Origin of the sequence: Cnuibacter sp. UC19_7 (assembly GCF_042699995.1) — a bacterium.
GTDB lineage: Bacteria > Actinomycetota > Actinomycetes > Actinomycetales > Microbacteriaceae > Cnuibacter.
On record NZ_CP170560.1, the window covers coordinates 2451501 to 2463467 of the forward strand.

The window sequence follows — 11967 nt, forward strand, 5'->3', positions numbered from 1 at the left end:
GTGCGCTCAGCGCGCGACCTCGTCGGGTGCCGCGTCCAGCAGCACGAGCTCGTCGCGCGTGGGCGCGCCCTCCCAGTCACCGCGGACAGTGACCGCGAACGCCCCGGTTCTCGCTGCGAGCGCGAGGCACGCCTCCGGCGACTCGTCCGCGCACAGACCAGCCAGGTACCCCGCCGCGAAGGCGTCTCCTGCACCGACCGAGTCGATGGCGGTGACCGGGATCGGGAGCACCGCCAAGTCCTGCCCGTCGATCACCGCCACGGCGCCGAGCGAACCGCGCTTGACGATGACGGCCGACGGCCCGAGCTCGCTCAGCTCACGGGCCAGCTCCGCCGCGTCCGCGCCGTCGACGATCATCGACGCCTCCGCCTCCGTCGCGAACACGATGTCGGATGCGGCGACGAGCCGGCGGTACACGGGGGAGGCGGTGGCTGCGTCCCAGAGGGCCGAGCGGTGGTTCACGTCGAGCGACACGAGCACTCCCGCGGCGCGGGCGTGCTCCACGGCCGCGAGCACAGCGTCGCGGGCCGTGGGGCTGAGCGCGGCGGTGATGCCCGACACGTGCAGCACTCGCGCCGCCGCGATGGAGGCCTCGTCGATGTCGTCCGGCGACAACCGCGATCCTGCGCTGTGAGCCCGGTAGTAGACCACCCGCGTGGCGCGGGACATCCGCTGCTCCTTGAGCATCAACGCGGTGGGGCCGTCGGGGTCGATCACGGCGCGCACGTCCACGCCCTCACCCCGCAGGGTCATCGTGATGAGGCGCCCGAACTCGTCGTCGCCGACACGACCGATCCAGCGGACGGATGCGCCCAGGCGCGCGAGCCCGATCGCCACGTTCGACTCTGCGCCCGCGATGCCGACGGCGAGCGAGTCGGCGTGCCGCAGCAGCCCCACCTGGTGCGGGGTGAGCAGAGCCATCGTCTCGCCGAACGTGAGCACGTCGGTCATGCGGTCCCCTCCGGGGCCGCGGCGGCGAGGATCGCTGCGGCCCGCGAGCGCAGGCCGACCAGATCGCCCGTCGAGAGCGCATCGCCGATGAGCGGCGATCCCACTCCCACGGCGGAGGCGCCCGCCCGGAGGTAGGCAGGGACGTCCTCGGCCGACACCCCGCCGGTCGGGATCATGAGGACGTCGTCGAGCGGCGCCCGCACCTGCTTCAGATACTCCGGTCCCCCCGCGGTCGCCGCGGGGAACACCTTCACGGCGGTGGCACCGGCGTTCCAGCCGGTCACCATCTCGGTCGGGGTGAGGGTGCCCGGGTACCAGCCGAGGCCGGCCTCGGCCGCCACCGCGCCGACGCCCAGGTCGAGCGACGGCGACACGAGGAACGAGCCGCCCGCATCGACCGTCTGCGCCACGTGCTCCGCCGTCAGCACGGTGCCCGATCCGAGATCCACCTCCGCACCGTACCGCGAGCGGAGGGTGCGGATGCCCTCGATCCAGCCCGGCGTGTTCGTCGTGATCTCGAGGCACCGCACACCCGACTCGATGAGCGTCTCGCAGACGGCCTGCAGGTGCTCCGACGAGCGGCCCCGGACGATCGCCACGACACGGCTCGCGAGGAGCACCTCGCTGATGGGCAGGCGAACGGTCATCGGAAGTCTCCTATCCGTCGGACGCCCTCGAGGAGATCGTCGGTGTCAGCGGCGAGGGAGAGTCGGATCCAGCCCTCTCCGACCGGCCCGAATGCCGTCCCGGGCGCGACCGCGACGTACTCGTTCTCGAGCAGCCGCACCGCCCAGGTGGCGACGTCGCCGTCCGTGCGGTCGCTGACGTCGAGCCAGAGGTAGAAGGCGCCACGAGGGGTGAGGTAGCGGATGCCGAGCGCATCGAGGGCGCCCATCACGGCGTCGCGACGCGTGCGGTAGATCTCGCGCATGGCCACCACCTCGTCCTGCGGACCCGACAGCGCCGCGAGGGCTGCGGCCTGCGCGGGCGCGTTCACGCAGGCGATCATCGGCTCCTGCAGCTTCGCGAGCGTCGGCGCGAACTCCGTCGCGGAGACGAGGTACCCGACACGCACCCCGGTCATCGCATAGGTCTTCGAGAAGCTGAACGCGCTGAGCACGCGTCCGTGGCTGTCGAAGCGCGCCGGGGAGGTGTGGGCCACGTCGTAGGTGAGCGCGTCGTAGCACTCGTCCGAGAGCAGCCAGATGTCGTGACGGTCGGCGAACCGCACGAGCGCCTCCACGACCTCGGGCGGCATGACCGTCCCGAGGGGATTGGACGGGGTGTTCACGACGATGAGCCTTGTCCGAGGCGTGATCAGACGCTCGAGCTCGTCGAGGTCGGGCATGAAGCCGTTCTCCGGCCGCAGGGAGTAGCCCACGGGGGTCGCCTGCAGCAGACCCACGGCCATCGTGTAGTTGGGCCAGCCGGGGTCGGGGATGAGCACCTCGTCGCCGGCGGTGAGCGTCGCCGTGAACGCGACGTGCAGCGCCTGCGCACCGCCGGCGGTCACCACGACCTGCTCGGGCGAGACCTCGAGCCCGTTGTGCGACCGCAGCTTGTCGGCGATCGCACTGCGGAGCGCACCCACGCCGGCGTTCGGCGTGTAGTGGGTGTCGCCGGTCTCGTACGCGGCCTCGGCGGCGGCGATGACGTGCGCCGGCGGATCGAAGCTGGGCTCCCCGACGTGGAGGCCGATGACCGGCCGGTCGAGCTTCCACGCGGCATCCATGACCCGCCGGATGCCGGATCTCGGCATCGCGTCGGCCGCGGGTGCGAGCTGGGGCATTGTGTCTCTCTCTCGTCGTTCTGGTCGGTGGTAGGTCGTGAGGCGGATGAGCGTCACCTGACTGCGAGCAGGGCGCGTCCGGCGCTGGGCTGGGCGCGGGGCTCAGGCGGGAGCGAGCGCGAAGAGTCGCGAGGCGGTCCCACCCAGCACGAGCTCCCGCTCGGCGGCGGAGGAGCCGGCCTCGTCGAGCGCCGACCCGATCGCATCGAGGAGGGCACCGTACCCGGGCGCGGCGGCGGGCCAGGGCATGTCGGACCCCCACATCACCCGGTCGGCGCCGTAGGCCTCCAGGTACCGCGTGGTCGGCCCGCGCAGGTCGGAGTAGGGCGCGTCCTCCTGCGACACGGCGTAGTGCCCGGAGACGAGCACGTGCATCCGCGGATGCGCGGCCAGCGCGCACACCGCGTCCACCCTCTCGTCGGGGAGGCGGGAGGCGAACCAGGGCCGTCCGTGCGCGTCGACCCTCATGTCCGCGGGCGAGAAGCCGAAGTGGTTGAGCGCGATGGCGAGATCCGGCAGCTCGCGAGCCACCGCATCCACCAGCGGGAACTGGTCGGGCGGCAGGTAGGCCCAGAGGACCACGCCCTGGTCGGCGCACCACCGCAGCATCGGCAGGGCGGGCGAATCGCGGATGTCCTGACCGGGCTCCCCGAGCCAGGTCGTGCGCAGGCCGCCGAAGCGGAACCCGGCGCGTCGGCGGTCGAGCGCGTCGGAGACGGACTCCGCATGCCTGCCACGGGCTCGTCCGCGCTCGGCATCGGAGGACACCGCGACGGCCGCGAAGCGGACGGGGTCGGAGGCGAGGCACTCGCGCACGTAGTCGTCGTGCTCGTCGAGCGGCACGAGGACCGCCCGGTCGACGCCGTGGCGCTCGAGCTCGGCGGTGAACCCCTCGACGGGGGCGTCTCGATCGTGCGGGGCCAGCTCGTCCGACCCCCGCGGCGACACCGCGGCGGGCCGGAAGACGTGAGCGTGCGCGTCGACCCGGGTCAACGCTTCGCCTTCACCACGAACAGCGTCGCCGCGATGACGATGACGGCGCCCCGGATGAGGTCGGTGAGCGTCGAGGGCATCTGGAGCAGGGTGATCGAGCTGGCGACCAGGGCGAGCAGGAGCACGCCCCCGAGCGTGCCGAAGAGGCTGCCGCGGCCGCCGAGCAGCGAGGTGCCTCCGATGACCACGACCGTGATCGCCGAGAGCTCGAGGCCCTGTCCTGCGGTGGGTGAGCCGATCGACGAGCGGGCGGCGAGCATGATGCCCGCGAGGGCCGCGAGGATGCCCGAGGCGACGTACACCCAGACGAGCACGCGGTCGGCCTTGATGCCGACGGCCCGCGCCGCCTTGAGGTCGCCGCCCACCGCGTAGACGTGCTTGCCCCAGCGGGTGCGGGCGAGGAGGTACCCCACGACCGCGACGGCGATCACGACGACGACGAACGAGTAGGGGATCGGGCCGAGGCTCCCCAGCGCGAAGTTCTTGAGGTCGGACGTGACCTTCCCGGCAGGGACGCTCGACACGGTGAGCGCGATCCCCTGCACGATGTAGAACGACGCGAGCGTCACGATGAACGCCGGCAGCTTCGCGAACGCCACGAAGGCGCCGTTGAAGAGGCCGACCAGCGCTCCGAGCACGAGCATCCCGAGCAGCACCGGCAGCACGCGGATGGGATAGGCGTCGATGAGCACGGCGGTCAGCAGGGCCGAGAGCGTGGCCGTGGATCCGACCGAGAGGTCGATGCCGCCGGTGAGGATCACGAGGTGCTGACCCAGCGCGACGAGCCCGAGGACGACGGTCGCCGTGAGCACCGTCGAGAGGTTCGACGGTGTCCAGAACGCCCCTCCCTTCACGATGCTGAGCGCCACGACCAGCGCGATCACGACCACCCAGACCGCGAACCCGCCGCGGACCAGGGCAGCGAAGCCGAAGCGCCGGGATCGCTCCGGGCGAGCGTCGACGGAGGCGGTGACTGTGCTCATCGGTTCGTTCCCATCGCGAGGTGCATGACCTCTTCCTCGTTCCCGAGCCCGCCGGGCAGCTCGCCGACGATCGAGCCGTCCTTGGCCACCAGCACACGATGCGAGAGCCCGAGCACCTCGATCAGCTCGCTCGAGGCGACGACGACCGCCAGGCCCTGGGCCGCGAGCTCGCTGATGATCTGGTAGATCTCCGCCTTGGCCCCGACGTCGACGCCTCGGGTGGGCTCGTCGAGCACGAGCACCTTCGGGCCCAGCTCGAGCCACTTGGCGATGACGATCTTCTGCTGATTGCCGCCCGAGAGCAGGCGCGTCTCTTGGTCCGGTCCGGAAGCACGGATGCCGAGGCGCTTCTGCTCCGTCGACCATCGATCGCGCTGAACGGCACGGCGGATCCAGCCGAACCGGGCGATCCTCCCGAGCACGGCCATGGTGGTGTTCTCGGAGACGGTGAGGTCGAGCACGAGGCCCTCGGTCTTCCGCTCCTCGGGCACCAGCACGACTCCTGCCCGGAGAGCGCGACGGATCGAGCCGCCGATCGGCCTGCCCGCCACCTCGATGCGCCCCGCGGCGAGCGGATGCGCACCCGCGATCGTGCGGAGGAGCCGACTGCGACCCGATCCCACGAGACCCGCGACTCCGACGATCTCTCCGGCCCGCACCTCGAGGTCGATCGGCACCACGCGGCGGGTGCGGCTGCGCGGCACCACGCCGGTCAGGCGCAGCACGACGTCGCCGGTGAGCTCGCCGGGCTCGGGGAACACGGCGTCGACCGTGCGGCCGACCATCTCGCGCACGATGCGCTCGGTGTCGAAGTCCTTCTTCTCGCCCTCGGCGACGGTCGCACCGTCTCGGAGGATCGTGACGTCGTCGGCGAGCTCCTGCACCTCGTCGAGGAGGTGCGTGATGTACACGACGGCGGTGCCCGCGGCCGCGAGCTCGCGGACCACCGCGTGCAGGGCATCCAGCTTGTCGCCCGAGAGCACGGCGGACGGCTCGTCGAGGATGACGACGCTCGCCTTGCGGATGAGGGCACGCGCGATCTCGATGAGCTGCTGGTTCGCGAGCGAGTAGTCGCCGGCCTGGGCGCCGAGGTCGATGTCTGCCAGGCCGACACGGGACAGCGCGTCGCGGGCGATGGTGCGCTGCTGCGAGAGGCTCAGGGATCCGGCTTTCGTCACCTCCTGACCGAGCATGACGTTGTCGAGCACGGTCATCGCCGGGAGGACGGTGAGCTCCTGATAGACAGCCATCACCCCGGCGTCGAGCGCCTCGCGGGGGCTGCCGAAGTCCCGGGTCTCACCGGCGACCGTGAGAGTGCCGGTGTCGGCACGCTGGTTGCCGGTGAGGATCCCGACCAGGGTCGACTTCCCCGCGCCGTTCTCACCGAGGAGGGCATGGACCCGTCCGGCGCGCGCGGTGAAGTCGACTCCGGAGAGGGCCCGGACGCCCGGGAACGACTTCGTCAGTCCCCGGGCCTCCAGAACCGTGTGCTGCATGGACATGACTAGCTGCAGAGCCCCAGCTCCACGAGCGTGGCGTCGTCGAGCGTGGACGGGACGAACAGGTTGTCGCCGCAGTCCTTGCGCACGTACTGAGACGCGTCCTCGTTGGTGAACGACGGGGAGTCGATGAAGACCTTGTTCAGCACGGGCTCGCCCTTCAGCACCGACACGGCGGTGTCGAGGCAGTCGGCGCTCATCTCGGGCGGGAAGGTCGACAGGGCGAACTCCACGTCGGTGCCCTCGGTGGCCTTGAGGAAGGCGTTGCTCGAGTCGCCGGTGAGCGGCGGCACGGTCTTGCCCGCCTCGGTGTACGCCTGCACGACGCCGAGGTCGCCGTACCCGGAGTCGCTCCAGATGCCGTCGAGGTCCGGGTACTGGGTGATCAGGTTGTCGGCGACGGTCTTCGCCACGGTGGGCGACCACTCGGTGTACTGCTGGGTGACCACCTCGATGTCCGGGTAGTTGGCGAACACCTTCTTGGCCGCGGCGGCCTGGTACTCCGCGGTCGGCACGCCGGCGAGACCGCTGAGCATCGCGACCTTGCCCTTGCCGCCGAGCTTCTGGACGAGCCACTCGGCGTACGCCGAGCCGAGGAGGTCGTACTGGCGGGTCACCGTCGAGGCCGCGCCGCTGTCGTCCGGCAGGATGCCCGAGCACAGGATCACCGGGATGCCCTGCTCCGCCGCCGCCTGGACCTGGCCGGTGATGCCCTCGCCCATCGGCACGACGACCATGGCGTCGGGCTTCTGGCTGGCGAGCTGCTGGATGTTGTCGACCTGCGTCGTCGCGTCGCCGTTCGCCGACGCGTAGAGGGTGCTGACGCCGATCTCGTCCGCATGGCGCTTGAACGCCTCCTCGCTGAGGGTGCCCCACGAGTTGATCGGGCCCTGAGCCGCGAGCGCGATCGTGTAGCCGCCCGCCGGCGCGTCCTTCTTGTACGACGAGGTGTCGATCTCGCACACGGTCTCCTCGACCGGGGTGAGGTCCTTGATGCCGAGCTCCTCGGCGGTGGTCGACCAGGCCTTGGTGTAGGTGTCCTGGGCGGCGGCGGCGTTGGAACAGTCGGCGTTCGCAGCAGAGGTCGAGGACGACCCCTCCTGCTCGGAGCTGCAGGCCGCGAGTGCGATGAGCACGCCGGCGCTGGCCACGATCGCGACCGCGGAGCGGGCACGAGCGGACCGGAATGGACGGAAGGACATGAGCGGGTCAGCCTCTCTCTGCTGTGGTGGTTCTGCGGGTCAGATGACGGATGGTGCTGAGGGTGAAGCGTCCGGACTGCAGCCAGACCGCGCCGAGAATGACGATCCCGGAGACGATCAGCTGGGCACCGGCGCCTGCTCCCAGCTGGACGAGCCAGGTGAGCAGGACGGCGAGGAGGACGACGCCGACGGCGGTCTGGCCGATGCGTCCCTTCCCCCCGGTCAGGGCCACGCCGCCGATCACGGCGGCGGCGATGGAGTTCAGGTCGAGGCTGCGCGACAGCCCCGCGTCGACATAGCCGATGTAGCCGGCGTTGACGAACCCGGCGAGCACCGCCGTGAGCGCGCTGGCGAGGTAGGCGCCGGTGACGATCCAGCCCGTCGGGACCCCGGAGAGCCGGGCGGCACGGGGGTTCGCGCCGGTGGCGTAGACCCGGCGGCCCAGGGTGGTGCGCATGAGCACGAGGCCGACGACCACCGCGAGGACGGCGAAGACGACGGCCGGCACCGGGATGAAGTCGAACAGCCGGCCGATGCCTAGCCAGCGCATCGCGTCGGGGATCGCACCGGAGGGCGCCCCACGGGTCCAGGCCACGATGATGCCCTGCACCAGCACGAACGTCGCGAACGTCGCCACGAAGGGCGGGACGCTGCGCAGCTGCACGAGGGCGGAGTTGGCGGCCCCGACGGCGAGGCCCGCGAGCAGCGCGAGCACCACCGCGATGAGGAGCGCGCTGTCGGCGCCGTTCGTGGTCGAGGCCACGATCACCGTGGCCAGTGTCATCACGGCGCCGATCGAGAGGTCGATGCCGCCGACGAGCAGGACGAGGGTCTGACCGATCGCGGTGATGCCGATGAGGCCGATCTGGAAGAGGACGAGACGCAGCACGTCGGCATTGAACGACCCCGGCGTGGTGATGGCTGCCGCGACGAGCACGACGATCAGGCCCGCCAGCGGGGCCAGCGTGCGCCCGCCGCGGGCGAGGAAGGCCGAGGCGGCGCTCATGCCGGTACCTCCACGCGCTCAGCGCAGAAGGCATAGACGAGCTCGCTGTACAACGGAACCGCCTGTCTGAGCGCATCGATCGACACCCACTCGTCCGCACCGTGGCACCGCGACAGGAGGCCGGGGCCGAGTGCCGGAAGCGTGGGGATGCCTGCACGATCGAACCAGGTCGCATCGGTGGTCCCGGGGAACGCCGCCAGCGGCGGCTCCACGCCCAGGGCGATCGCGGACGCGCGCCGAGCAGCGGCGACGACCGGATGTCCGGGATCCACCGCCGTCGCGGCGAGGAAGTCGTTGGGCGCCGCGTCGAAGTCGATCCCGACCTGGGCGTCGTGGAGAGCCGGGTCGGCGGCCACCGCCGCCGCGAGCGCCTCGCGGATCTCCTCCTGGCGCATGCCGGGAAGGGTGCGGACCTCGGCGGCCGCCGAGATGGCGTCCGGCAGCACCCCGTAGCCGACTCCACCGGAGAAGCGCAGCGCCGGGTTGATCGTGGCCTGCCAGTCGACGAGACCGGCGGGATTCTCCGGGATGACGAGCTCCGTGCGGTCGGCGATGGCGACGAGCGCACGGGCGGCGTCGACACCCGCGTTGCGCGAGCCGAGGAGCCCGGAGAGGCTCGAGTGCCCCTGCCGCGCCGAGGCCGTGACGAGCATCCGGGCGATGCCGTGGCTCACCAGGTGCAGTCGATCCCAGTCCTCGTGGATGCCGCCCGGCTCGCCGATGACGACGGCGTCGGCCTCGAGGTCGAGCGCCCGGCAGAGATGCTGGGCGCCGTACTCGGCGCCGTTCTCCTCGTCGGCGACGAGGGCCAGGGTGACCCGGCCGGACGTCGGCGCCCGGTCTCCGGTGAGGCTCGCGACGGCGAGCATCATCGCGGCGATCGCGCCCTTCATGTCCGCCGAGCCGAGACCGTACAGACGGTCGCCGTCGGTGTCGGCGGCGAGCGGGTCGACCGTCCAGGCGGCGTCCCCGACGGGCTTGGTGTCGATGTGCCCGGCCAGCACGAGATGACGACCACCCGGACCGAAGTCCAGAGTCGACACGAGGTTCGGCCGCTCGGCTGCTCGAGCGACGGTGCGGGGGAAGGGCAGACCGAGCTCGAGCATCGCGTCGGTCATCACGGTGGCGACGGCACGCTCGTTCCCGCCCGGGTTCGGGCTCGGTACGCGGATGAACCGCTGTGCGAGCTCCACCACGTCGGAGGGACGGCTCATTTGTAGCGATCCGCCCAGTCGTTGCCCTGCCAGGTCTGCATCTTCACCGGATCCAAGCGGATGAGCCACCTCGGCTTGTCGAGGGTGGGCTCCAGGTACTTGACGCCGTTCTCGCCGAGGTAGCGCACCGACATCCGCTCGGCCACGGGGACCCATGCGCCACCGACGTTCGGCTCCTCGACGACGACGGCCCGGAACTGGCCGGTGACCTTTCGCTGGGCACCGGACTCGTCGATGGTGAGCGCACATCGCCCGTCGTTCTGCAGGTACCGCGCCCAGGCCGACTTCTGGCGCGCGACGAGCCAGAACGCGCCGTCGCGCCACTCGTGCCACATCGGCACGGCGTACGGCCAGCCCTCCAGGTCGAGGCAGGCCAAGCGGGCGATCTGGGGCTCCTCGAGGAACGCCTCGATCGCCTCATCGTCGAGGGCGCCGACCTTTCCGCGCCAGCTCTCGTCAGTCATCGGTGTCTCCCTTCGTGGCGGCGAGCTGGACCTCAGGCTCGTCCGCGGGTGCCTCGGCGGCCGCGGCCGTGGTGCGGTCGCGGTATCCCAGTCGCGCAGACAGCTCCGACGTCGCAGCGACGACCGTGGGCGCGAACTCGAGCACGTCGTCGCGCGTGAAGCGGTAGGCCGGCGCCGACACCGAGATCGCGGCGATGACGGTTCCGAGGTGGTCGCGCACCGGGGCAGCCACGCACCGCACGCCCTCCTCGTTCTCGATCTCGTCGATCGAATAGCCGCGCTCGGCGATGGCGTCGAGCTCGGCGGTGAGAGCGTCGCGGTCGGTGATGGTGTTCGGCGTGCGGCGCTCGAGCTCGCCGGCGCCCAGCAGTTCGGCCCGCTCGGCGGGGGTGCGGAAGGCCAGGATCGCCTTTCCGATGCCCGTGCAGTGAAGCGGGTTGCGGGCGCCGATCCGCGCTGCCGGCCGCACCGGCTGCGGGCTGTTGACGGCCGAGATGTAGAGCACCGAGCTGCGGTCGAGCACGCCGAGGTACGAGGTCTCGTCGCTCTTCGCGACCAGGCCCTCGATGATGTCGAACGCCTGCCGGGTGAGGTCGAGTCCGTCGAGGAAGGCCTGCCCCCAGGCGGCGACCCTCGGGCCGAGCTCGTACAGACCCCGCGACTCGATCCGGAGGATGTCGAGGTCGACGAGCGACTCGAGCAGGCGCACCGCGGTGGGGCGGGGGAGACCGCTCGCCTCGACGAGGTCGACCTGGCGCAGGGGCTTCACGCTGGCCGCGACGATGTCGACCAGGGCGATCCCCTTCACGAGACCCTTCGCGGATCCCGACGAAATGGACGTGGCGTCCATACTGCTTTTGGGCATGACGTCCACTTTGGTGCACGACGATGTCGCGAATCAACCCCGAATGTTTCGGCCGCGTTACTTCTGTGGCCATCCTGGGCCCGGTGGATCCGCTACGCGCGCCCGCGGACACGCACGCGCGAGTCAGGTGAGCGTGCGCTCCCGGATGGCGGTGGCGAGCGCCCGCACCGGCTCGACGGGCGCGATCGGGTTCTCGAGCAGCGTGAACTCGACGTCGCCGATCGCGGGGAGTCCGAGCCGCGCGCCCACCTGCACGAGGTCGCCCGGGATGAGGCGGCTCGGCAGCGCCGCGAACCCCAGGCCGGCGCGAACCGCGGCGAGCACGCCGTTGACCTCGCGCGTGTTGCAGGTGATCCGCCAGGTGCGTCCCGCGGCCTCGAGCGCGCGGATGGCGAGCCGGCGGCTGATGCTCGGCGCCTGATACGTGACGAGCGGCACGGGCGCCCCCTCGGCGATCGACGCCCCCTCCTCGCCCACCCAGACCAGCTCGTCGCGCTGCACGACCGTGCCGTACTCGGGCAGTCCGCTCTCGTCGCCCGGCACCTGCTTGACGAGGATGAGGTCGAGGTGGCCGCCCTTGAGCCGCCGGTACAGCGGCCAGCTCTGCCCCACGGTGAGCTCGAGGTTGATCTGCGGGTAGAGCCGCCTGAAGTGGCGCAGGATCCGCGGCAGCTGGGTCTGCGCGAGGTCGTCGGCGGCACCGAACCGCAGTCGCCCCTTCATCGCGGATCCGCTGAAGTACCCGTCAGCGGCGGCATGCGCGGCGAGGATGGTGCGCGCGAACCCCGCGAGCGCCTCCCCGTTGTCGGTGAGCGCGACCTCTCGGGTGTCGCGCGCCACGAGCATCCGCCCGGTGGCCTGTTCGAGCTTGCGGATGTGCTGGCTCACGGTGGGCTGGCTGATGCCGAGCTGGGCTGCGGCCCGGGTGAAGCTCCCGGTCTCGGCGACGGCGAGGAAGCTCCTCAGCATGACGGGATCGAGCACGGCGACTCCTCATTACG

At 71.4% G+C, this 11967-nt stretch carries 12 protein-coding genes; all 12 read right to left on the reverse strand.

All coding sequences use genetic code 11. The annotated features are described in order from the left end of the window. Window positions 1-6: 6 nt before the first annotated feature. Window positions 7-951, reverse strand: coding sequence for a sugar kinase (locus ACFJGV_RS11700; RefSeq protein WP_378144117.1), 945 nt, complete (start codon window positions 949-951; stop codon window positions 7-9). After that, the gene (locus tag ACFJGV_RS11705) at window positions 948-1598 is read right to left on the reverse strand and encodes a bifunctional 4-hydroxy-2-oxoglutarate aldolase/2-dehydro-3-deoxy-phosphogluconate aldolase (protein ID WP_378144118.1); all 651 of its coding nucleotides are present in this window, start codon (window positions 1596-1598) and stop codon (window positions 948-950) included. Before ACFJGV_RS11705 ends, ACFJGV_RS11700 begins: the two co-directional genes overlap by 4 nt. After that, window positions 1595-2740: a pyridoxal phosphate-dependent aminotransferase gene (locus tag ACFJGV_RS11710; RefSeq protein WP_378144119.1), complete on the reverse strand. Its 1146-nt coding sequence runs from the start codon at window positions 2738-2740 to the stop codon at window positions 1595-1597. The genes ACFJGV_RS11705 and ACFJGV_RS11710 overlap by 4 nt, the downstream gene beginning before the upstream one ends. Window positions 2741-2842: 102 nt before the next feature. Beyond that, a complete protein-coding gene (locus ACFJGV_RS11715) occupies window positions 2843-3733 on the reverse strand; it encodes an amidohydrolase family protein (RefSeq protein ID WP_378144120.1) in 891 nt (296 codons plus the stop codon). Next, window positions 3730-4716 carry an ABC transporter permease gene (locus ACFJGV_RS11720; protein ID WP_378144121.1) on the reverse strand — a complete coding sequence of 329 codons (987 nt, stop codon included), beginning with the start codon at window positions 4714-4716 and terminating at the stop codon, window positions 3730-3732. The genes ACFJGV_RS11715 and ACFJGV_RS11720 overlap by 4 nt, the downstream gene beginning before the upstream one ends. Continuing rightward, the gene (locus ACFJGV_RS11725; protein ID WP_378144122.1) at window positions 4713-6212 is read right to left on the reverse strand and encodes a sugar ABC transporter ATP-binding protein; all 1500 of its coding nucleotides are present in this window, start codon (window positions 6210-6212) and stop codon (window positions 4713-4715) included. Before ACFJGV_RS11725 ends, ACFJGV_RS11720 begins: the two co-directional genes overlap by 4 nt. Before the next feature lie 8 nt (window positions 6213-6220). Continuing rightward, window positions 6221-7417, reverse strand: a complete 1197-nt coding sequence (locus tag ACFJGV_RS11730; RefSeq protein WP_378144123.1) for a substrate-binding domain-containing protein — start codon at window positions 7415-7417, stop codon at window positions 6221-6223. Between the two features lie 7 nt (window positions 7418-7424). Beyond that, on the reverse strand, window positions 7425-8423 hold the full coding sequence (locus ACFJGV_RS11735) for an ABC transporter permease (RefSeq protein WP_378144124.1): 999 nt from the start codon (window positions 8421-8423) through the stop codon (window positions 7425-7427). After that, window positions 8420-9637, reverse strand: coding sequence for a M20 family metallopeptidase (locus ACFJGV_RS11740; protein ID WP_378144125.1), 1218 nt, complete (start codon window positions 9635-9637; stop codon window positions 8420-8422). Before ACFJGV_RS11740 ends, ACFJGV_RS11735 begins: the two co-directional genes overlap by 4 nt. Next, a complete protein-coding gene (locus ACFJGV_RS11745; RefSeq protein WP_378144126.1) occupies window positions 9634-10101 on the reverse strand; it encodes a pyridoxamine 5'-phosphate oxidase family protein in 468 nt (155 codons plus the stop codon). Before ACFJGV_RS11745 ends, ACFJGV_RS11740 begins: the two co-directional genes overlap by 4 nt. Then, the gene (locus ACFJGV_RS11750; RefSeq protein WP_378144127.1) at window positions 10094-10966 is read right to left on the reverse strand and encodes an IclR family transcriptional regulator; all 873 of its coding nucleotides are present in this window, start codon (window positions 10964-10966) and stop codon (window positions 10094-10096) included. Before ACFJGV_RS11750 ends, ACFJGV_RS11745 begins: the two co-directional genes overlap by 8 nt. Before the next feature lie 123 nt (window positions 10967-11089). Further along, complete coding sequence (locus ACFJGV_RS11755) at window positions 11090-11950, reverse strand: LysR substrate-binding domain-containing protein (RefSeq protein WP_378144128.1); 861 nt, start codon at window positions 11948-11950, stop codon at window positions 11090-11092. Window positions 11951-11967: the final 17 nt, after the last annotated feature.

What these genes read in the sequence shown, in the direction of transcription:
- ACFJGV_RS11740 (WP_378144125.1), bottom strand. Translation starts at nt 9,637, where the DNA reads ATGAGCCGTCCCTCCGACGTGGTGGAGCTCGCACAGCGGTTCATCCGC.
- ACFJGV_RS11725 (WP_378144122.1), bottom strand. Translation starts at nt 6,212, where the DNA reads ATGCAGCACACGGTTCTGGAGGCCCGGGGACTGACGAAGTCGTTCCCG.
- ACFJGV_RS11730 (WP_378144123.1), bottom strand. Translation starts at nt 7,417, where the DNA reads ATGTCCTTCCGTCCATTCCGGTCCGCTCGTGCCCGCTCCGCGGTCGCG.
- ACFJGV_RS11745 (WP_378144126.1), bottom strand. Translation starts at nt 10,101, where the DNA reads ATGACTGACGAGAGCTGGCGCGGAAAGGTCGGCGCCCTCGACGATGAG.
- ACFJGV_RS11710 (WP_378144119.1), bottom strand. Translation starts at nt 2,740, where the DNA reads ATGCCCCAGCTCGCACCCGCGGCCGACGCGATGCCGAGATCCGGCATC.
- ACFJGV_RS11720 (WP_378144121.1), bottom strand. Translation starts at nt 4,716, where the DNA reads ATGAGCACAGTCACCGCCTCCGTCGACGCTCGCCCGGAGCGATCCCGG.
- ACFJGV_RS11700 (WP_378144117.1), bottom strand. Translation starts at nt 951, where the DNA reads ATGACCGACGTGCTCACGTTCGGCGAGACGATGGCTCTGCTCACCCCG.
- ACFJGV_RS11705 (WP_378144118.1), bottom strand. Translation starts at nt 1,598, where the DNA reads ATGACCGTTCGCCTGCCCATCAGCGAGGTGCTCCTCGCGAGCCGTGTC.
- ACFJGV_RS11750 (WP_378144127.1), bottom strand. Translation starts at nt 10,966, where the DNA reads ATGCCCAAAAGCAGTATGGACGCCACGTCCATTTCGTCGGGATCCGCG.
- ACFJGV_RS11735 (WP_378144124.1), bottom strand. Translation starts at nt 8,423, where the DNA reads ATGAGCGCCGCCTCGGCCTTCCTCGCCCGCGGCGGGCGCACGCTGGCC.